The 17,186-nt window shown below is 42.5% G+C and carries 19 protein-coding genes; 10 read left to right on the top strand and 9 right to left on the bottom strand.

Features of this window, described 5'->3' with window-relative positions; genetic code table 11:
• Position 1 precedes the first annotated feature (1 nt).
• From AACQ79_RS09390 to AACQ79_RS09380, 3 genes are all read left to right on the top strand, one after another.
• Positions 2-493: a methylated-DNA--[protein]-cysteine S-methyltransferase gene (locus tag AACQ79_RS09390; RefSeq protein WP_094128604.1), complete on the top strand. Its 492-nt coding sequence runs from the start codon at positions 2-4 to the stop codon at positions 491-493.
• Positions 490-897 carry a hypothetical protein gene (locus tag AACQ79_RS09385; RefSeq protein ID WP_013868244.1) on the top strand — a complete coding sequence of 136 codons (408 nt, stop codon included), beginning with the start codon at positions 490-492 and terminating at the stop codon, positions 895-897. Before AACQ79_RS09390 ends, AACQ79_RS09385 begins: the two co-directional genes overlap by 4 nt.
• Positions 898-1,081: 184 nt before the next feature.
• Positions 1,082-1,948 (top strand): glycerol kinase, encoded by an 867-nt coding sequence (locus AACQ79_RS09380; RefSeq protein ID WP_170899080.1) that lies wholly within the window; start codon positions 1,082-1,084, stop codon positions 1,946-1,948.
• 79 nt (positions 1,949-2,027) lie between these two features.
• Here AACQ79_RS09380 and AACQ79_RS09375 read toward each other — a convergent pair whose 3' ends face one another.
• From AACQ79_RS09375 to AACQ79_RS09365, 3 genes are all read right to left on the bottom strand, one after another.
• Entirely contained in the window at positions 2,028-2,459 is a 432-nt protein-coding gene (locus AACQ79_RS09375; protein ID WP_026027764.1) for a YccF domain-containing protein, read from the bottom strand.
• Between the two features lie 73 nt (positions 2,460-2,532).
• On the bottom strand, positions 2,533-3,255 hold the full coding sequence (locus tag AACQ79_RS09370; RefSeq protein WP_013868241.1) for a sulfite exporter TauE/SafE family protein: 723 nt from the start codon (positions 3,253-3,255) through the stop codon (positions 2,533-2,535).
• Between the two features lie 115 nt (positions 3,256-3,370).
• Complete coding sequence (locus AACQ79_RS09365) at positions 3,371-4,009, bottom strand: NAD(P)-dependent oxidoreductase (RefSeq protein ID WP_170898985.1); 639 nt, start codon at positions 4,007-4,009, stop codon at positions 3,371-3,373.
• Positions 4,010-4,134: 125 nt separating this feature from the next.
• Between AACQ79_RS09365 and AACQ79_RS09360 the strand changes: the two genes are divergently transcribed.
• The 6 genes from AACQ79_RS09360 (at position 4,135) to makE (ending at position 9,757) form a co-directional block, all read left to right on the top strand.
• On the top strand, positions 4,135-5,022 hold the full coding sequence (locus tag AACQ79_RS09360; RefSeq protein ID WP_013868239.1) for a LysR family transcriptional regulator: 888 nt from the start codon (positions 4,135-4,137) through the stop codon (positions 5,020-5,022).
• A gap of 625 nt (positions 5,023-5,647) precedes the next feature.
• Positions 5,648-6,028: an alpha-pore-forming tripartite toxin MakABE regulator MakD gene (gene makD / locus AACQ79_RS09355; RefSeq protein WP_013868237.1), complete on the top strand. Its 381-nt coding sequence runs from the start codon at positions 5,648-5,650 to the stop codon at positions 6,026-6,028.
• A gap of 24 nt (positions 6,029-6,052) precedes the next feature.
• A complete protein-coding gene (gene makC, locus AACQ79_RS09350; RefSeq protein ID WP_013868236.1) occupies positions 6,053-6,448 on the top strand; it encodes an alpha-pore-forming tripartite toxin MakABE regulator MakC in 396 nt (131 codons plus the stop codon).
• 11 nt (positions 6,449-6,459) lie between these two features.
• Complete coding sequence (gene makB, locus AACQ79_RS09345; protein WP_094132119.1) at positions 6,460-7,524, top strand: alpha-pore-forming cytotoxin subunit MakB; 1,065 nt, start codon at positions 6,460-6,462, stop codon at positions 7,522-7,524.
• A gap of 12 nt (positions 7,525-7,536) precedes the next feature.
• Complete coding sequence (gene makA, locus AACQ79_RS09340; RefSeq protein ID WP_000082912.1) at positions 7,537-8,646, top strand: cytotoxin MakA; 1,110 nt, start codon at positions 7,537-7,539, stop codon at positions 8,644-8,646.
• A 49-nt stretch (positions 8,647-8,695) separates the two neighbouring features.
• Positions 8,696-9,757 (top strand): alpha-pore-forming cytotoxin subunit MakE, encoded by a 1,062-nt coding sequence (makE, locus tag AACQ79_RS09335; protein ID WP_001076381.1) that lies wholly within the window; start codon positions 8,696-8,698, stop codon positions 9,755-9,757.
• 35 nt (positions 9,758-9,792) lie between these two features.
• Here makE and AACQ79_RS09330 read toward each other — a convergent pair whose 3' ends face one another.
• From AACQ79_RS09330 to AACQ79_RS09310, 5 genes are all read right to left on the bottom strand, one after another.
• A complete protein-coding gene (locus tag AACQ79_RS09330) occupies positions 9,793-11,028 on the bottom strand; it encodes an aromatic amino acid transport family protein (protein WP_212756374.1) in 1,236 nt (411 codons plus the stop codon).
• Between the two features lie 462 nt (positions 11,029-11,490).
• Positions 11,491-12,354 (bottom strand): NAD(P)-dependent oxidoreductase, encoded by an 864-nt coding sequence (locus AACQ79_RS09325; RefSeq protein ID WP_064626531.1) that lies wholly within the window; start codon positions 12,352-12,354, stop codon positions 11,491-11,493.
• A 167-nt stretch (positions 12,355-12,521) separates the two neighbouring features.
• Entirely contained in the window at positions 12,522-13,238 is a 717-nt protein-coding gene (locus tag AACQ79_RS09320) for a YebC/PmpR family DNA-binding transcriptional regulator (RefSeq protein WP_017044945.1), read from the bottom strand.
• Between the two features lie 89 nt (positions 13,239-13,327).
• Positions 13,328-13,537 carry a DUF3283 family protein gene (locus AACQ79_RS09315; protein WP_017046863.1) on the bottom strand — a complete coding sequence of 70 codons (210 nt, stop codon included), beginning with the start codon at positions 13,535-13,537 and terminating at the stop codon, positions 13,328-13,330.
• A 159-nt stretch (positions 13,538-13,696) separates the two neighbouring features.
• Entirely contained in the window at positions 13,697-13,894 is a 198-nt protein-coding gene (locus AACQ79_RS09310) for a PA3496 family putative envelope integrity protein (protein ID WP_170898983.1), read from the bottom strand.
• Positions 13,895-14,248: 354 nt separating this feature from the next.
• Between AACQ79_RS09310 and AACQ79_RS09305 the strand changes: the two genes are divergently transcribed.
• Complete coding sequence (locus AACQ79_RS09305) at positions 14,249-14,704, top strand: hypothetical protein (protein ID WP_064626530.1); 456 nt, start codon at positions 14,249-14,251, stop codon at positions 14,702-14,704.
• A 189-nt stretch (positions 14,705-14,893) separates the two neighbouring features.
• On the opposite strand, the gene AACQ79_RS09300 is transcribed toward AACQ79_RS09305, so the two are convergent.
• Entirely contained in the window at positions 14,894-16,870 is a 1,977-nt protein-coding gene (locus tag AACQ79_RS09300) for a replication initiator protein RctB domain-containing protein (RefSeq protein ID WP_017043500.1), read from the bottom strand.
• Between the last annotated feature and the right edge of the window lie 316 nt (positions 16,871-17,186).

The following is a 17,186-nucleotide window of genomic DNA, read 5'->3' as shown; positions in this document are numbered from 1 at the left end:
TATGAATCGCTTCACCCACTATCACAGCCCCTTAGGAATCATGACATTGCAAGCCTGCGAGCAAGGTTTATTGGGGGCTTGGTTTGAAACCGAAACCACCATGCCAACAGAGTTAGGGGTAAAATCCGAACACTGCACTATACTCATCAATACTATCAAACAGTTAGATGAGTACTTTTCCGGGAAACGGACTATATTTACTTTACCTTTAGCGGCAAAAGGCACCGAGTTCCAACAATCTGTGTGGCAAGCATTATGCAAGATACCTTATGGCGAAACTTGGAACTACCAACAGATTGCAGAGGCGATCGGTAACCCCAAAGCCGTAAGGGCTGTCGGCTTGGCCAATGGTAGAAATCCAATTTCGATCATCGTTCCTTGCCATAGAGTGATCGGAAAAAGTGGTAAACTCACTGGCTATGCGGGGGGCTTAAACCGTAAAGCGAGCTTATTAGAACTTGAGCGAACAACAACAGAGGTTGCAGCAACATGATAAGATCTACGGCAAAATCAATCAGTATTCTCGTCCTTACAGCCACTTTGCAAGGCTGTTTTCAAGATGACCTTGAACGTTGGTTAAACCGTGAAACTTATGAGTTCAAAGGGACTTATGACAACCAGTTCAATGATGACTTATTGATTTTCGAAGAGGGTGTTGTACGTGCTGAATCTGAAACTCAGCACTGGTCTCGCGCTTACAGCGTGGATGGTAATCAACTGACGATCCAGCTACGCAATAATTCGAAAGAAAAACGAGAAGATATCGTGCTTGTGATCCATGGCAAAGGAGAAGTGCTCACATGCAGTGTCTGCGCCATGTATAAATTGAGTAACGTATGGGTAAAAACAGGCAATGTTGAAGCCAAACCGTCTGGAGTAGAAAACGCGAGCCAATAACTCGCGTTAACGCAATGACCAGTTCTACTCACTCATGTTTACCCGCGCCTAAGCTCAAAAATTAAGCTTTTATCTATTTTAAAAACCATCGCACACACTCGCTCTGTCATTTACCCAAAATTCAAGTAAGGTAGAGATATCAGACTGTTGAATTGAATGGATCTCGTGAAATAAGGAGATAATGATGGCAGAAAAACTGTCAACCTCAGCACTGGCTAAATTGCGTAATACAGATGCTAAACAACTATTCAGTAACCTCCAAAAAGCAGGGTACATTAACCGCTTCGACAACAAGTGGGTATTAACAGAACTGGGAGCAAAATTTGGCGGCGAATACGCCCAGCACACGCAATATAGCCAATTTATTGTCTGGCCGGAAAACTTGCTCGTCGACACACAAGCCACCAGCGGGAAAACGTTAAGTGCCACTCAGCTTGGCAATCATTTCAGGCTCAACCCAAAAAAAATAAATCAGCTATTGAGTGAGTTAGGCTGGATATCTAAAACAGAAAAAGGCTGGCAAGTAACGGAGGCTGGGCTCAGAGCTGGCGCCCAGCAACGTGAAGACAAAGCTTCTGAGCAATTATTTGTTGTTTGGCATGATACGGTGACGCGCAATAAACGTTTGAAACAATCCATCGTCGAATTTTTAGGGCAAGATGCTCATAGCCAATCGACCGATAAATCATTGTCTCACTTTCGCCAAAAATTTGAGGCAAAACATCGCACCTTAGACGGCCACTATGTTCGCTCAACCGGCGAATTACTGATCGATAATTGGCTCTATTTGGCAGGCGTCGTCCACGCTTATGAGCGTCAGTTGCCAATAGAAGCTGACGTAATGTGCGATTTTTATCTTCCGACCGGGAAAGTATATTTACAATATTGGGGTTCAGATAGTGGCGCAACCGACGAAAAAACGCGCTTACAAACTCAAGCCATTTACCACGATCACGGCTTTGCTCTGATTAATATTCACCCGCAAGACATTGCGCAGTTAGATGACATTCTGCCCAGAAAACTGCGAGAGTTTGGGATTAAAGCGTATTAATCGCGTTGGCAAGATGCCCCCTTCCTCTCGTCACTGAGAGAGAAACACGAGAGAAAAGGAGCAAAAAACAAAACCTATATTAACGATAAGAAGAATAGCGAGCTCTCGCCGCCTCTTCTTTCGGGACGATGGTTTTACCAATCGGAGCCAAAGAAATAACCGCGAGTTTCAAATGCTGTAGTGCGAAAGGGATGCCAATGATGGTAATAAAACACGCCACCGCCGATAAAATATGACCAACGGCTAACCAAAAACCAGCGAAAACAAACCAAATCACATTGCCGATTAAGCCAAATGGGCTGGTACCAATATCTTGCTGATTGGTCAATTCATCACGGGAAATCGCCTCTTGCCCAAAAGGAAAAAACGAAAAGTTACCGATAACAAAGCAAGCACGCCCCCATGGAATGCCAATAATGCTGATAAAGGCAAGGAGACCAAAAAACCACCAAGCGAGCCCCATAAACACTCCGCCCAGTAAAAACCAAATAATATTGCCGATTGTTCTCATCACTGCTACTCCGTATAAAATAGACCCATAAACCCTTTCAGTATCATTGCATGACCTGAACGGAAGATTAACGCTAGGCTAAACCATGCCATACCGCCGTAACGCCGCTTATCGTACAAAGCAGCAACGCAGCGAAACGGATGTTATCTTTGGGTAGTGATTGCGTGGTCATCATCGCCAACTTATAACCCAACCAAGCTGAGGGGATAAGCGGAATCGTTATCCATAAATGATGTAACGTCAGAAAACCTGCCGGTATTTGAATAATCAAAGAGATGATCGAGCTAAACACAAAAAATGCCGAAAGATTGCCACGCAACTGATTCGCTTCTTGATGCTGTAGGATCAACGCCATCGGCGGCCCACCAATCGCGGAACTGGTGCCAAAGAAACCGGAGAAAAAACCCGCAATACCCATTTTTATCGGGGTAGGTTCGATGCGATACGGCAATAAACTAACCGCCACGGCAAATAACACCAATAAACCAAGCCATAACGCCAGTACATCCGTCGAGACTAAAACCAGAAGGATACCGCCCGCAATTGAACCGGGAACGCGACCAATCAGCGCCATTTTTAAACCGCCGAGCTCAATGTTCGAGCGATGCTTTAAGGCGTTCAAGATAGAAATAAACAGCGCCACGATACAAATGGGGGCAGGAACGTAATCGGCGGAGATCAAGAACAGCAAGGGCGCTGCGACGATCGCTAAACCAAAACCAATCGCCGTTTGCACAAATGAACCCAAGAAAATAAGAAACATGGCGATAAGCGCCGTACTACTGAACATTTCCATTAAAATGCCTATAAGCGAAACAAAGAAAAGTAATGCCCATAGAGAGCATTACTTCGTTCACGTTATCAGCAATTTTCGATCAAGAGAATAGCCAAATGGATCTATCGGTCTGGTATCAGTAAGCAACACCAATACGTTGACGAGGGTGAGCGGCACTTTCTAACTCATCGATCATCGCGAGGGCATAATCACTGACTGAGATTTTGCTGTTGCCTTCAGCATCAGACAATAGAGTGTCACCACCCACACGGTAAGCACCTTGCTTCTCGCCCGGAAAAATTTCAGCGGCCGGGCTAACAAATGTCCAATTAACCTTGCTTGTACTCGCACGGAAGAGATCCAACGCTTCGCCTTGCGCTAATGCTTCCCCTTTGTACTCTTCAGGGAAACCTTCTACGGTCACCAATTTGATACCGGGAGCGACTTCCAATGAACCCGCACCACCAACCCACAGTAGGCGATCCACACCCACTTGCGGTAGATCTGACAGCAGTTTTTGCGCTGTAGCTGCAACAATATCGTGGTTGCCAGCTGCACGTCCGCCGATAGAAGCGATCACGACATCAACACCAGCTAACGCAGCGCTAATTTTTGACAAAGGCTGTTGTAAGTCAAATAGTTGAACGCTAACACCTTCAGCATCGACTTTACTTGAATCACGCACTAGCGCGATCACCTCGTGGCCCCGTGCTTTTGCTTCATTGACAATGTGACTACCAATCCAACCTGATGCGCCTAATACTGCAATTTTCATAATTTATTTCCTCATTCGGTTTCTGTTTCTCGACAACAATTGTAGTCTAGTAGTTAAACGAAGGAGGAAAAACACCCAAAAATGATGTAGATTGTATCAATATTCGTATCTAATAAAGGCCTACCATGGACAGACTAACCGCCATGCGCAGTTTTATCGAAGTGGCAAATACTGCCAGTTTTACCAAAGCCGCAGACAACTTGAGCTTAAGTCGATTACAAGTGTCACGTCATGTCCAAGAAGTTGAGGATTGGTTAAAGCAGAGGTTACTGCACCGCACGACACGCAAAGTCAGCCTAACCACCGCCGGTGAAGAGGCTTTAATCCGTTGCGAACAAATTTTGCACCAAACTGCCGAACTTGAAACACGGGCGTTGGAACAGTCACAACTCTTAAACGGTACCATTCGCATTGCCGCGCCGATAGGCCTTGCTCAAAACATGTTATTGGCCGTTGTTGAAGACTTCACGCAACGACACCCCAATGTGTTAATTGACATTGTCGCTTCAGATCGCCTTTCACAACTGGTCGATGAACGCGTGGATATTGCCCTGCGTTTTACCCAACAGCCGGATGATACGCTCATCGCTCGCCGTTTAATGAGCGTCGGCACCGTCATATGCGCTTCCCCTAGCTATCTCAACCAACACCCTCCTATCAATACACCCAATGACTTAACCCAGCACAACTGCTTTGTGCACATGAGTAATAACAAGTGGGATGTGGTTAAAGACAATGAACAGCTCTCTGTCACCGTGAATGGCAACATCCGCGCTAATGATATGGAAATTTTATGCCGTGCTGCCCTACATCACAAAGGCATCGTACGGCTACCATGCGATCTTGCAAATGTCTTTATCGCCTCAGGAACACTAGTACGCGTTTTGCCAGAGTTTCACAGCCCAAGCAGCGCACTATGGGCTGTGTATCTTTCTCGTAGCTATCAAACCCCATTGGTTCGCCAATTCATTGATTTCATCGCTCAAAGCTGGAAAAACGATCTCATCGCTTAGCGTTAAGTCATTCTAGCTAATAATTTAATCAATATTATTAGCTAGATTAAACATAGTGTTAATGCCAAAAATGAAATTATCTATAATTAATATTGTAGATGACCTCATTTATCTCACAGACATACTACCTACCTATTAAAAAGTTAAGTGAAAATAAAAATATATTTTTACTTACACTAAAACAATCAACAATAAATGTTGATAAGTTACTTAATACTATTAGTAAAAATAACCAGCATTGTTGAAATCATCATTTAACCCTGAAATAAAAATTTCATCAAGTAAATGAGCGTTTATTATCCCTTTCAATATCTCACACAAAAACATGATTAAGCCAGAAAATTAAGTGCTTAATAAATAACAAAAATGAAATTAAACTTAAGATCTATCCATGAATATCATTATAAAATTATTTTATGTACATACTGATATGTACATATTAGTTATGCAACCTTGATTAACTGAAATCACTAACTATATTTATCCACATAAAGATTATAAACATGTAAATATCAACACTAATATCAATAAGATTTAATAGATATAACCCAAAAAACCATTCGAAATGGTTAAATCAGTACAGTGATATTCTGTGGATCCATAAATAAACGTCAGTAGGTATTGAATGAAAAAAATAGAAATACTTATCGTGGTTGATTGTGCCGGAGCATTAGCAACCACGAGCTTAATGGATAACGTTTACTTAATTGATAGTAACCAATGGCTTGGTTCTTGGGATGAAGGAACGTGCCAACTCCACACGGTATCTCAAGATGGTCAGTTTATTTGCTGGCGTAGCTGCGCCATTTCGCCAGATGACGAAGTCAATATAACGGGATTCTCTGGTGACATGATTGATCAAAAAGCTTGCTTACCAAGCCCTGTTAATGACGCGTGGGAAGGCAGAGTTCAGACTCGCGGGGATACTGGGCGTTATCTATATACCATTTCTCTTTCAATAAACGGAATAACAATGAATTTTTCACCTTATCTCGAAGTTCAATAACTCCATCTAAATAAGGAACATTGTATGAAAAAAGTAGAAATACTCATGGTCGTAGATGCAGCAGCAGCGCTGGCAAGTCGAGATCTGCAAAGTAACATTTATCTCATTGATACAAATAAATATATGGGCTCGGGTAATGAAGGCCAAGCTGAGTTAAAAACAGCCTGTAAAGACGGCCAATTATTATGCTGGCGAGTTGTCGCTATTTCACCAGACAATGAAGTTGATATTGTCGAGTTTAATGGGCAAATGATAAATGACAGAGTTTGTATACCCACTAAACAAGGACTAAGCGGTGATGAATTCTGGGAAGGCCGAGTTGAAGCGCAAGGACAAGCCAGCACACAACAATACAATGCGACCTTGTCTATTGATGGTGCAAGATTAACGTTTGATCCTTTCCTCGTTATTTCACTGTAGAGGGCGAACTCATGTTAAGCCCAAATGTTGATACCGCATTAAATATGCTGACCGACGTATATACTGATTTTTTAGGTATTAGTAACTACGATGCAACGTGCAACTCTCTCTTTATTGGCCATGTAGCAAAAGATCCAAACTGGCTCGTAGAAGTTCGAAGCAGGACTGAGATCTTAAGAGCGGTAATGAATGAGTTTATGCAGCAAAAGCCTAAAATTTTTGCGCAAATTATTACATCGTTTATTAATTATCAGACCACGTTCGATGCCTGCGCACAAAACAGTAAGGCGATAACAAGTACGAAGCAATGGATTGAATGCTTACAATTATTGCAAAAAACGTTAAAGCAAAATATCACGTTAACAAATGAAGCTCAGCAAGTTTTCACGAAATCTTACAGCCAAGCGAAAAATGCAGAGGAGCTGCTCGCATCCAGCATTCAAGATGGCTGGAATGAACTTGCGAGCGAAGAACAAGCAATGGTACGCATTGCAACAGAGATAGGCTCTCTATCGCAATCCATTGCCAGTTTAGGAGCCAATGTCACGGCGGCCCAATTAAGAGCAGGAAAAGCTTACATACAAAGTATGGTCACTATTTCCTACGGTGTCGTAATGGGAGCAACGACGTCTGTGCCATTCCTTTCCTTTGCTGGTGCGCTATTCACGGTTGGTTACAGTGCATACAGCACAATATCGAGCGCGAAAGAGGTACAACAAGATTTAGACAAACTCACTCAATTACAAACACTAGCCAGTGAAGAAGCACAAGCGGCTGCCATTACTAAAGCCATTATTCAAACCCTCAGCAACATGAGCGAAGAATTCCTAAAGATTGATGATAACTTGCCAGCACTTTCATTGTTATGGCAAGACGAATTAGACAAGGTAAACGAACTGATCAACGCCTTACAAAGCGGTTCAGACCCTGCCCTATTGACTGATTTGCAAACCATCAAGATTGCTTCAGCCTCATGGAAAACTATTTCAGAATTTGTGCAACTCATTAGTTTACCGCCAAACATTGGAAAACCCGTTTTAGTCAACACGCTAAATAACACCATTCAAGAACAGTAAAGGAGATACACAATGTCACAACAAGTTACTCAGTTGAACCCAACACAGCAAACCACTCAATCTGCATTTTTGGCAACCACAGTCATCACAGCGCAGTGCCATGCCATTTTAAACACACAATTTACGCCACCTACGGTAAAACCAGATTGGTTTGATGACCTGAGTAAAAAATTAGACTCAGCAAAATTGGTTGCTAAGCAATGGATTGATGATTTGGGACCACAAGTATCAGCATCGATTCCCTCCAGCGTAATTAATTTTGACGCCACTTTCCAAGCATCAATCGATGCCATTCATGAGTTATATAAAGCGGATCCAACAGCAAGTGGCAAAGACAATACAACGGTTCAGCAAGCTTCACAGATTATGACCGCCCTATCTTCTCAAGTCAGCGGTATCGAAGCCACAGTCAAAGGGATGAATAAGGAACTCTCTGATTGGGGGGTGAAAATGCAAGCAGCACATGATGACTTAGTCAATGGTGCGACCAATATTCAAAAAACAATTATCGATTTACAAACAGATATTGAAAGTATGAATAACGCAATAGACAACAATCGTGCAGCCATTGAGAAACTGAATAAAGATCTAGTCTATGCACAAGTTGCGGTTGGTGTTGGCATCTTTATGCTCGTCGCAGGCGTTGCGCTTACCGTCGCAACCGCTGGCACCGCAGCTGTAGTCTCCGGCGGTATCGCAGCCGTCGGCGCGGCATCGATTATTGCTGGTGGCGTTACGTGGGGCGTATTACAAAATCAAATTGATGATGACTACGACAGCATCGCGCAAGAACAAAAGCAAAAAGCTGAAGATCAACAACAGATTATCGCTTTACAGGGGCTTTCCAATGCCAGTAGCGCCGTCGTTTCAGCGATTGAAACATCGACATCAGTATTATCTGATTTTGAAACGACGTGGACAGTCTTTGGTAACGAGTTAGATGATGTAGTAACCAAGCTTAATAATGGTGCATCCATGCAGAGCATTATTATGGAAAAAGTGATGTCTGACGCAGCGAAAAACGAATGGGATGATGCGGTTGAACTTGCTAAACAGCTAGCTAGCGCAAAAATAGCTATCGAAACGAAAGAGTTAGCACCTGCAGTAAAACAAGCAGCTTAAACATTACTAAGGGGGTTATGCCCCCTTTTATTCTTTTTCGAGGATCATCATGAATCAATCAGCCAGCGAGCAACTTCAAACCGACATTCCTGCATCTATTAGCGCTATGGTGTTACTAAATTCTGCATGCCAAGGCGTTGTTGAAACTTATATTGATCAAGGCAATGCAGAACATTGGTATGCTCAGGTAGAACAAAATTTAAATGCGGTGCAAAAACTGGTACGGCAATGGCGTTTGAGTGGTAATTTATATTTTTCAAATGACATTATGGACAGTGTTCTTTCCATTGCGAATACATTCAAAGATTCTAATGTTCAAATTTTAACGTTATTCAAAGCACTAGAAACCCGTTTTGATACCGCCCAACTACAGCAGCTCACTTCATTAATCTTAACATTACAAAATCCGATTCAAAGTCTTACATCAAATATAAAACGTTATGATGAGGGATTGAATGCTTGGGCTCGCCAAGTGGAAGATGCTCATAACACATTGCAACAAACTATTGCACAGATCCAGCAAGAAGAAGTTTCCATCCAAGCAGAAATTATCGCCACCAACGCCCAAATTGATCTAATGAAACAACAGATAGCAGCATTTAAAACCGCCATTGCGAATGCTCAATCGCAGCGTAAGAAAGGGATATTTGAAACGATTTTTGGCGTGGTGCTTGCTCCGTTTACACTGGGAGGTTCTTTGATATTGGCAGGGTTTGGTGTTAGCTCTATTGTAGAAGCACAAAGTGAAATATCTAGCCTGCAAAGCGATATCCAATCATCTTTAAATACCATCAACCACGATCAACAAACGCTCTCTCAAGATCAACAACAAATCGCGTCTCTCAATGCCCTATTGCTAAGTGTCGATCAAGTTAACAACGATTGTGCGGCGATCAGCCGATCCTTAGATACACTACAAACCACGGTGCTCAGTTTATACAATGAAACCAACAACGTCGTTTCTAACCTTACCAAAGCACAAGATTCACAAGCGGTCATTCTGGAGCAAGTTTGGTACCAATCAGCTTACAATGAGTGGCAAGATATTCTGGAGGTAGCATCAACGCTCAATAATGCACAACCTCAAATAACAAAAGCTCAAATCAAGTAATTGATTTGGCTCCAGTGACGGAGCCAATGGCTGATTTAATTGAGCAAGTTATAAAGCAATGCCGATACCGCCAATAAACCTATTACCATGACAAAGGGTGTACTCACCTGCTGTTGATACTTCGCCAGCGATGGCACTTTGAATACAGCAATCATCGGCATAATAAACAGAATCATAGCGATCACGGGGCCTGAAAACGCTTCCATCATTCCCAGAATGCTGGGGTTGAGTATCGCGACAATCCAAATCGTGACAAACAAAATCGCAATGGTGAGTCGCCCAGCAACACGCAATGACAGGCCAAAATTTTTACACAGCAATCCAGTCAGGCTTTCTCGCGCACCAAGGAAATGCCCTAAAAAGGAAGAGGTAATGGCAATAAACGCCACTAAAGGGCCTAGAGTGGCGATAAAGGGATTATCTGTGACATTGGCAAGGTAAGTCAGCACTGAAATATTTTGCACTTTTGCTTCTTGCAATGCTTCTGGTGATAAAGCCAATACGCAAGAAAATACGAACAGCAAGACAAACAGAATTAATACAAGGCTGGTGTAACGCAGAATCTGCTCTGATTTTTTATCCGCTAGCGCGCCATAATGACGACGTTGAACATTGGCAAAACTTGAGATCGCCGCTGCATGGCTAAAAGAAAACACCACGACAGGAATGGCTAGCCACACTGTGTGTAAGAAATCACTCGTTTGCGGCAATGCTAATGACGGCACTGACCAATACGGGATCAAATAGAGCGAGAGAAATAATAAAATAGCCGCCAATGGATAAACCATAACAGCAAAAGCGCGCAACATGATCTTCTCGCCACCCAGCATAATGGCAATTAACGCAAAGACTAAGCCACCAGAAAGCAGCACCCGAGGGGGAGCGACCATCTGCGCTTGATTAACCAAAAAGCTATCAACCGTGTTAGTTAGACCGACACCGTAAATCAGTAAGATTGGGAAAATAGAGAGGAAATACAGCAAAGAGATCAAGCGACCAGCCCTTTGGCCAAAGTGTTCTTCAACAACGTCGGTAAAATCGGCATTAGGACGGCGCGATGAGAGAACAAAACGAGCAAGACCACGATGAGAGAGATAAGTCATCGGAAAAGCGAGTAAGACCATTAACACTAATGGCCAGAAACCACCTAACCCAATGTTGATTGGCAAAAATAGAATGCCAGCCCCAACGGCCGTACCAAATAAACTGAGTAGCCAATAGGTGTCGTGTTTAGTCCAATTGGAAATCTGAACATGACTAAAATGAGCCATTTCCTTAGTGTCTTTCACTGCTTTTTCACTTGTATAAAAATAATAATATCGCGAATCCTACTCCTATTAATCATTATGATCATTTTGAGACCTTGGTCATAATCACTATAATCAAGGGGCTTAGCTTGGATTGAAAACCATGGAAACACCAAATTAACAGCACATTAAACTGGTTTTATGTTAGTTTATTGAAACTAAAAACCAAATTTTAAGATTTTTCAGTAAATGTAATTAGCTGACGATTTATCCAGCACTGTCACGCACAGCAAACAAAAATGAAGGACATTTGTCCTCCCTAATAGGTAGGCGATCATGGTTTTATACAATTATTTTTCAAAAAGAGGCACACAGATAGACACTGTAGGTATGCGGGGCCAGAAGATAAATAGGAATCGATTTATAGGTTTACAGTGTAAATGGCCCTAAATAGGGCCAATTGAGTCTATCTCTGAGCTGTGATATTTATGAATTAACGGCTTTGATAAGGATAGAAGTATCCATTCTTCCCTCACCTTGCTCAGACAAGGCTTGGTAAGCATGATAAGTTTTTTCTGTCATCGGCAATTTTAGATCGTTTCGTTGCGCTTCATCCAAACAAAAGCCCAAGTCTTTGATCATCCAATCAATGGCAAAACCGTAATCAAATTTACCTATTGACATGTTCACAGCGCGGTTTTCCATCTGCCATGAACCTGCGGCTCCATTTTTCAAACAATCAACCAAAACGCCAATATCTAACCCTGACTTTTCCGCTAAGATCAATCCTTCCGACAGGCCATTTAATACGCCAGCAATGCAAATTTGATTGACCATTTTTGCGCGTTGTCCTTGCCCTGCTTTCCCCATCAGCACCGATGACTTGCCATAAGCATGAAATACGGGTTGCAGCTGCTCAAACAGTTCGGCATCTCCACCACACATAATGGTTAGCACACCATTTTCAGCCCCTGCTTGGCCACCAGAAACAGGAGCATCCATAAAGCGAATGCCCGCTTTATGAGCCGCAGACGCCAGCTCTTCGGCTAACAGTGCCGATGTGGTGGTGTGATCAACCAAAATTGCGCCGCGTTTCATCGCCCTTATCGCGCCGCCGTCACTGGTCGTCATGCTACGGACATCATCATCATTGCCAACGCAGGTTAAAACCACATCGGCATCTTGCACGCACTCTGCGACTGTTTGCGCTGCATGCCCATGATACTGCTGCGCCCACTGCTGCGCTTTAGCTTGAGTGCGGTTGTAGACGCTAACATCAAACCCTGCATTTTTTAGATGCCCAGCCATAGGGTATCCCATAACCCCTAATCCAATAAAACTGACTTTCATTAACTTCTCCTTTTATTATTACCCAGCAGCCCAAACGGACGAACACACGTAACTGAGTGTGGGCTGTATGTATCCTTGCGTCATTCTCTATGAATAAGACCACGGTTAGCAATGCACAGATAAAAAAAAGCCGAGTCAATCACTCGGCTTCTCATTAATTCGCTCTATTACAGCTCAGCGTTATGGTAAACCTGCTGAACATCATCACAGTCATCTAGCATGTCGAGGAATTTCTGGAATTTCTCCGCCTCTTCGCCCGTGACCGGTGTGTGTGTTTGTGGAACGAACGTGATTTCTTCCACATCGATAGTCAAATCAGGGAACTGATTATTTAGCGATGTTTTCACTTTGAAGAATTCAGTGTTAGGTGCAAATACAGTGATCACACCATCTTCCAGTTCAACATCCGTCACATCGACATCATCCATCATCAGTGCTTCAAGGATAGAATCTTCATCATCCCCTTTGAACTGAAATACCGCTTGGTGATCAAACATGTGTGATACGGTACCTGGAGTACCAATTTTCGCACCCGTTTTAACAAAGCATTGACGCACATCTTGGAACGTACGGTTGCCGTTATCTGTTAAGCAGTCAACGATAACACTTGCGCCGCCAGGGCCAAAACCTTCGTAACGAGCAGGTTGGTAGTCTTCACCACCACCACCACTGGCTTTATCTAGAGCTTTATCAATAACGTGGCCTGGAACTTGGTCTTTCTTCGCTTTTGTGATCAGGTGGCGCAAAGACAAGTTCATGTCTGGGTCCGAACCACCATTTTTCGCACACATGTAAATTTCTTTACCGTATTTGGAATAGACTTTAATTTTTGCGCCTTGAGTTTTCGCCATTGAGGCTTTGCGCACTTCAAAACTTCTTCCCATAGGGATGATCTCTCTAATTCAATTTAACGCGAGGGATTTTAGCAAAAAGTGGGATCATTTCAATTTTCCACTTAGCAAAGACATGAATGCTACGCAACACCCATCACTCTTTTGTATTTGTTCACCGATTGTAAAAACCACTCTTTTTCGGCCTCACTGGCAATTTTAGACTGCTGCTGAGTGATCGCTTCAGGCCCTGCTTTTCCTTGCTTGAGTTTCCAAACAAGAAAGGAAGCTTGTTTATCGAGCTCTACTTTGTTTTTCTCTTCAGCGGCAAGTAAAGATAGGTTGAAGGACATGAGTTAGCCTAGATCGGTAAATACGTGGCACGAAATATAGCATAGGACATAGGAAAATTAAGAGCATAAATGTGCAATTTATCGGTATGAAATCAAGAAAATTGGAAAATATAAAGGGTGACTATGCGCCACCCTTAGGGGATTAATGGTGAGAACTCGTCAGTGAAGTATGCCTAGCTCCTTCGCTTCTTCAATGGTTAAACCACTTTCTCGAACCTCTCTTAATGCTTCAATACGACGGCGAGCTTCGGCTGATTTAAGGTTTTTAACTGGTTTTTGAGTTTCTACTTCTTCCGTGAAGTCCCACTTATTTGCAATATCAGTCATTTCGTCATGGTCAATAGAATTTATGGACATTGTTACCTCCGAACAAACCACGTAAGGGACATGTAATCTGTAGCAAACGACATTTGATTTGTTAAGCATATTTCGTCCATATTGTGATTTTGGCGATGGTTTAGAAACCTTATTTTTAAAACTATTAATATTACTTTGCCAACCTTGCTAGACGAGGCTAGATTTAAATATTGCATACATGAATTCAAGCGTTTTAGCGCTCATTTTATTCTGTTGCGTACTGTCGCAGCCCCCCTACCCCACGCTCTTTCAATGTGCTGATTTTTAGCTCATGGTTCCCCATTTCTGTTTGGCAAATAAGCTTGAAATACACCAGACTGTAGTTAATGCATTTAAAGTTGTAGGTAAGACGCGATGTGTAAGCTTCACGACTGGTTAACTGAGATCCATCAATGGCATCTGAACAAGCGCTATGACCAGGTGGCTCAATTACAACCTCTGATCCTTAATGCTCCACAAGAGATCTGGGGGCCGGATCTGAGTGATGATCAAAGTAAAGCAATTGCTTGTTGGCTTGATGCTTGCCTGCGCCAATATGAGTACTACAAGCTTATTGACGGTGAGCTTGCCTTCCAATATCTGCAGCTTGCTTACGCTCGTTTTCAGCGTTGTGTGTCGGAGCCGGGTAGTGAACTTGAGTTAAAAGCTTGGTGTATAAAACGGATGCAGCAGTTGATGGTACTGAGTTTGGAGCATCTCAACCAACAGCACGTTGATGAGGCCTTATCCCAAAGTTTAATTGATGCTCATGTTCGATTTCTTGCATATTACGCGTGGAACGATGATCAAGGTATAAAGCGAGGGTATTAATTGATTGCAGGGATCAACAGATAAAAAAATAGCGAGTTATATAACTCGCTAAAAACATATATGAGCCAATCTATTAATTCATCAGATAGGACAAAAGGTTGTCTATTCGTTTTCTATAATAACGAACCTTCTAAAACAAAATGTCAGCTACATGTCAAGGTTGTGTTGTAAATTGGTTTTAAATACCTTTTAAATACCAATAGCGACTTCATCAAGTGCCCGGAATACGGATTCATCTAAATGCCCCTCGTACACTTGCTTACACACTTTGCGACGTACTGCGAGACCCGAGATCAAACGTTCGATCGATAAATGTTTATTCTCGTTTTTCGTGTTATAGAGCTCGATCAATTTACTTAACGTCTCATAAGAGATCGCCTCATTTCCAACCCTTAGCCAATCCAGCTTATCAATCAGCTCTGTACACTCTTCCTTGATAGAGGATGGTGGGTGTCCAGTCATTGCTGATAACGCCGTTATACTGCGTTCTAGGGCCTCTGGAGAGGTATATTTAGATAAGGTAATCGTAATTTCATCGGCATTGATCTCTACTAGGTGTTTGCGCTGCTTGACTCTTCGTCCCAGCTTACCCTTTGGAGACGGTGCTTTACGTTGAATCGGTTCAAATTCACCATCAATGATCTCAGAAAGCTCTTCTAGTTTTTGCTTAGAAACCATCTCATTGCGCAGTGGGTTAGGTAACGTTGGAGCCATGTTGCGTTTGCCTGCATTGGTGGTACGAGCGCGCGAGTAGCGCAGGACTTCTTCCACATCGCACTTAATGTCGACTTGGTAATCCATCACTTTTTCTTTATCCACCAGTGTGGTGACCGTCAAATGATAGCCCCAAAGATTCACGACAAATAACGAATCGCTGCCCTTTCCTTCCGATAATCGTTTTAGCTCACGGACAAGATCCATCGAAAAACGACGCCATTCGATATTACGGGCCAACTTTTGGTTCAATTCACTCAGTAGCATGCTGTCGGTATGGCGACGCGACATGCGACTGCGGAAATAGGAGTAGAGTTGGAAGACCAACGTATGTTGCTTTAGGATCTCTGGTGGAAACAAGAAAAAGTAATCGCGAGTGAGTAACTCTTCGTAGAATGAAGGCTCCCACACCAAAATGTACAAATTAGGTTTGATCCTAATTTCACCATCAGCGCCTTCCGTTGGCGCTTCTTCAGAAGCGGTGATCGTTCTTGCTAGGAACCGAAAACGATCACTCTTAAATCCTTCTGGCATGTTTTCACTCAGCCAACGGCCTGTTAACTCATGCAGTTGGAAGTCTGTAAATTCAATCCGATCAATACTATCGCGAATAGAATCTCTTGCTGGGCCACTATCTTTTTTACCGCGAAGCGACAAAATGTCAGTAATATACAATGGGGTTTTATTCGGTGTGTGTTTGGTATTAAGTTGGTAATCTTCTTGGTGATGATCGTGGTATTGCACCGTTAAGGTGAACAGTGCAAACAGTGTCATTAGATCATCAACTGTCATGATATTTTTAGAAGAACGAGTTTCAATGATCGCACGGGTACCAGAAATCGACACCATTGATTTCTGGTAGCTTTTACGAGTTCTCGGTGGAGCTAATGCTTGATCAATGATCCCAGCCCAATTGGTGGGTGAAACCACAAACTGATCCGCTTCGTCTTTCATCGCTGGTGGAATATTTAGCCCATGCTCTGTCAACAAACGCTTATTGACCTGAGTTTGAGCCAGCGCTTTTGAACGCTTGCGTTTTTCTGTCTGTTTTACTGATTCAGTTACCAGACTGGTTGAACCAAGCACAGAGATGAGCTTATTTGGGTTAACAAATTTATGCAGCATTGTCTTGCCAGCTAAACCTTCTTCAAATCTCACCGGGATCTGTTTAAATAAACCAATACTTACTGCAGCACGCAGCCGTTGCTGAATAGCCGCTCTGGTCAATTGGCCATCGGTTGCTTCAATTAACTCTGTTGTTGAGACTAACCCATCTTGGCTGCGGAAACCTCTTAATGAGATCAGGTTAAGAAGTTCAACGATACTTTTGGTAACACCTTTAAAATGTTGGTATTGATCAACCCAATCAACAGCAGTTTCTGAAACTTCAAAAAGATGCCCATCTTTGTGGCTCCTTGGTGCTTTGATCAATATTTTTTCGTCTGCGTTCATTATTAGATCCGTATCACACTAGCCGTAATATCGCTATAGTTCCAATAGAATAAAGAAAAAGAGATCATAAATAAAGAAAAACTTATTGCTTTTAAATAACTGATCTTTTTGATTATTCTGATTATATTGCTTATATGATCTAATGATCAGGCCTTAATGAGCAGCCTAATTGATTGTTTTATAGAGATAAAAAAAAATCCCCTTCAGAAGCATGATCATAGAAAACTGAAAACATGATCATTGTAGAGAAGAAAGCATGATCAATCACATTCCGAACGATGATCATCAGACGAATGAATCAATGATCAAACACTTT

Origin of the sequence: Vibrio sp. 3-2(1), from assembly GCF_963887575.1 — a bacterium.
In the GTDB taxonomy this organism is placed as follows: domain Bacteria; phylum Pseudomonadota; class Gammaproteobacteria; order Enterobacterales; family Vibrionaceae; genus Vibrio; species Vibrio anguillarum.
Note: the sequence above shows the minus strand (reverse complement) of the source record. Positions and strands in the feature narration are given on the sequence as shown.

Bases quoted from the DNA above. Each gene is read 5' to 3' on its own strand.
- AACQ79_RS09330 (WP_212756374.1), bottom strand. From the start codon at position 11,028: ATGGCTCATTTTAGTCATGTTCAGATTTCCAATTGGACTAAACACGAC.
- makD (WP_013868237.1), top strand. From the start codon at position 5,648: ATGAAAAAAATAGAAATACTTATCGTGGTTGATTGTGCCGGAGCATTA.
- makA (WP_000082912.1), top strand. From the start codon at position 7,537: ATGTCACAACAAGTTACTCAGTTGAACCCAACACAGCAAACCACTCAA.
- AACQ79_RS09300 (WP_017043500.1), bottom strand. From the start codon at position 16,870: ATGAACGCAGACGAAAAAATATTGATCAAAGCACCAAGGAGCCACAAA.
- AACQ79_RS09305 (WP_064626530.1), top strand. From the start codon at position 14,249: ATGTGTAAGCTTCACGACTGGTTAACTGAGATCCATCAATGGCATCTG.
- AACQ79_RS09390 (WP_094128604.1), top strand. From the start codon at position 2: ATGAATCGCTTCACCCACTATCACAGCCCCTTAGGAATCATGACATTG.
- AACQ79_RS09315 (WP_017046863.1), bottom strand. From the start codon at position 13,537: ATGTCCTTCAACCTATCTTTACTTGCCGCTGAAGAGAAAAACAAAGTA.
- makB (WP_094132119.1), top strand. From the start codon at position 6,460: ATGTTAAGCCCAAATGTTGATACCGCATTAAATATGCTGACCGACGTA.
- AACQ79_RS09385 (WP_013868244.1), top strand. From the start codon at position 490: ATGATAAGATCTACGGCAAAATCAATCAGTATTCTCGTCCTTACAGCC.
- AACQ79_RS09360 (WP_013868239.1), top strand. From the start codon at position 4,135: ATGGACAGACTAACCGCCATGCGCAGTTTTATCGAAGTGGCAAATACT.
- AACQ79_RS09310 (WP_170898983.1), bottom strand. From the start codon at position 13,894: ATGTCCATAAATTCTATTGACCATGACGAAATGACTGATATTGCAAAT.
- AACQ79_RS09325 (WP_064626531.1), bottom strand. From the start codon at position 12,354: ATGAAAGTCAGTTTTATTGGATTAGGGGTTATGGGATACCCTATGGCT.
- makE (WP_001076381.1), top strand. From the start codon at position 8,696: ATGAATCAATCAGCCAGCGAGCAACTTCAAACCGACATTCCTGCATCT.
- AACQ79_RS09365 (WP_170898985.1), bottom strand. From the start codon at position 4,009: ATGAAAATTGCAGTATTAGGCGCATCAGGTTGGATTGGTAGTCACATT.
- makC (WP_013868236.1), top strand. From the start codon at position 6,053: ATGAAAAAAGTAGAAATACTCATGGTCGTAGATGCAGCAGCAGCGCTG.
- AACQ79_RS09375 (WP_026027764.1), bottom strand. From the start codon at position 2,459: ATGAGAACAATCGGCAATATTATTTGGTTTTTACTGGGCGGAGTGTTT.
- AACQ79_RS09370 (WP_013868241.1), bottom strand. From the start codon at position 3,255: ATGGAAATGTTCAGTAGTACGGCGCTTATCGCCATGTTTCTTATTTTC.
- AACQ79_RS09320 (WP_017044945.1), bottom strand. From the start codon at position 13,238: ATGGGAAGAAGTTTTGAAGTGCGCAAAGCCTCAATGGCGAAAACTCAA.
- AACQ79_RS09380 (WP_170899080.1), top strand. From the start codon at position 1,082: ATGGCAGAAAAACTGTCAACCTCAGCACTGGCTAAATTGCGTAATACA.